Consider the following 2,134-nt stretch of genomic DNA (forward strand, 5'->3'; position numbering starts at 1 on the left):
CTCGAGTCGAGCCCACTCGCTGTCAGATAAAACGGCAGTTCGCGACATGCGTCAACTGTGCCACACGACCCCACGGATCATTAGGAGACACGCCCTAGCACGTGCAAACGGCTTCACTCCGCCGGTGACGCTCCAACCGCAGTACAGCCTGCTCGTACGGGAGATCGAGTCCGAAATTGTACCCGCCTCGCTAGATGCAAACATTGGTTTGCTGCCGTGGTCCCCGCTCGCCGGTGGTTGGCTTACCGGCAAATATAAACGGGACACCGATCCGACGGGTGCCACGCGTCTGGGCGACAACCCGGAGCGTGGAATGGAAGCGTGGGAGCCTCGCAACAAGCAAGAGCGCACGTGGCTAATCCTCGATACTCTCGAGGAAATCGCGAAGGCCAAGGGGGTCAACCAGGCGCAGGTGGCGTTGGCGTGGCTGGAGGCGCAGCCCGCGGTAACCGCTGTGATCCTAGGAGCCCGCAACACCGACCAACTCGCCGATAACCTCGGCGCTGCGTCTGTGGAACTCACTCTCGGCGAGCTGAAGCGCCTCGACACGGCCAGCGCACCCGTCGTTGCCGACTATCCGTACGGCAAAGCCGGAGCTGACCAACGCCACCGCGACATCAACGTCAGGAGCTGAGCGTTCAGCTCGCACGGCCCTAGCACGTGGCGGCTGAGGTAAAAGCAGTTGAGGCACCATCACTGGGGAGGGCACGCAACCTCCGGGCCCTCCCCTCTCGCAAGGAAACACTCATGACTATGATCCCGCCATTGGTTCTCGCCGTCGACCTCGGCGGCACTAAACTCGAGACCGCTCTGATCGATAGCAGCGGAAGAATACAGCCTGGTAGCCGGCAGCGCCGGCCTACCGGAGCTCACCGTTCGCAAAACCAGGTCACGTACTTTCTTCTTGAAGCGGTTCGCGCCTCGATGAATGCAGCAACGGCACCGGTGACCGCCGCGGGGATCGGTTCCGCGGGCCCGGTCGATCTGGCGGTAGGCTCCATCAGCCCGCTCAATCTTCCGGCATTAGCTGGATACTCTGTGCGTTCCATCGTTGAAGACGCTGCCGGAGTGGCTACCGCTCTGCGCCTTGATGGCACCTGCATCGCTTTGGCTGAACACTGGATGGGCGCTACCCGTCATGCTCGCGCTTCGATGAGCATCGTAGTCTCGACCGGAGTGGGTGGCGGCATCGTCACTGACGGTCGGCTTCTATCTGGGAAGTCAGGTAATGCTGGACACATTGGGCAGATTCACGTTGCTGCTGAACCCGGCCATCATACCGAAGACACCACCCTTGAAGCCGTCTCCTCGGGGCCCTCGACCGTGCGGTGGGCCCGACGCCACGGTTGGAGCGGCTCCACCGGAGAAGACCTTGCGGTGGCCGTCACACAAGGAGACAGAATTGCCGACACTGCTACTAGGCGGTCAGCCGCATTCGTTGGCCAAGCAATTGCTAGCGCAGCAACCTTGCTCGACCTCGAAGCGGTCGCCATTGGTGGAGGGTTCGTTGCAGTCAGGCCTGACTATATTGACCTCGTTCGACAATCTGCCAACCGCAACGCCGTCCTCGCTTACGCTCGCGACATCAGAATCACCGCGTCGGGCTTGTCCGGCGACGGACCCTTGCTCGGTGCTGCTGCCCTTTGGTACCACCAATGCATACTAAGTGCGGCTCTCCCCGAACCTGGTCCACCTCCCCGGTGACCACGGCGCGGTCACGGTTCACGATGGCCTGGGCGCTTTCTAGCCATCGTCGCAACACATGATCAAATGTCGGCTAGTTCTTTGTGCCTTGCCGCCTGTTTGAGGCCGGGATTTGCTTTCCGGAGAGGCAGTCGCTGTGCACGTGGTGCACGTCGGGGTCATTCGGATTGGTCGAGTAATACGGTGGAACGCGCATTTCAGGCTCCTTCGCCTTGCACCGGAATCTCCGGTGACATGACCTTACGGCGAGCCACCGACAGGATGCTTCGCGAGCATTGAAGCTGCTCAGGACCATCAACCCAGCTGCCGGCGCGACTCGACGCGCGCATCGTGGCAAGTAGTCCTAGTTGGTACGGGTAGTCCACGATGTTGGTACTGCCGTTCCACAGAGTTGAAACTGCCTTCATCAAACTGATTCCGCTGAATCGAC

Annotated in this window: 2 protein-coding genes and 1 pseudogene; 2 read left to right on the plus strand and 1 reads right to left on the minus strand. The window is 61.0% G+C overall.

Annotated elements, in window-relative coordinates:
* Positions 1-94: 94 nt before the first annotated feature.
* Both D6T64_RS00040 and D6T64_RS00045 read left to right on the plus strand, forming a co-directional pair.
* A pseudogene (locus tag D6T64_RS00040) lies at positions 95-634 on the plus strand (aldo/keto reductase); the annotation flags it as partial.
* Positions 635-747: 113 nt separating this feature from the next.
* On the plus strand, positions 748-1,704 hold the full coding sequence (locus tag D6T64_RS00045) for an ROK family protein (protein WP_233550739.1): 957 nt from the start codon (positions 748-750) through the stop codon (positions 1,702-1,704).
* 197 nt (positions 1,705-1,901) lie between these two features.
* On the opposite strand, the gene D6T64_RS22960 is transcribed toward D6T64_RS00045, so the two are convergent.
* A partial coding sequence (locus D6T64_RS22960) for a hypothetical protein (RefSeq protein WP_233550740.1) occupies positions 1,902-2,134 on the minus strand: 233 nt, incomplete at its 5' end.

This window comes from Cryobacterium melibiosiphilum (assembly GCF_003602235.1).
GTDB lineage: Bacteria > Actinomycetota > Actinomycetes > Actinomycetales > Microbacteriaceae > Cryobacterium > Cryobacterium melibiosiphilum.

Excerpts from the sequence above, each read along its gene's own strand:
- D6T64_RS00045 (WP_233550739.1), top strand. The coding sequence starts at position 748 with ATGACTATGATCCCGCCATTGGTTCTCGCCGTCGACCTCGGCGGCACT.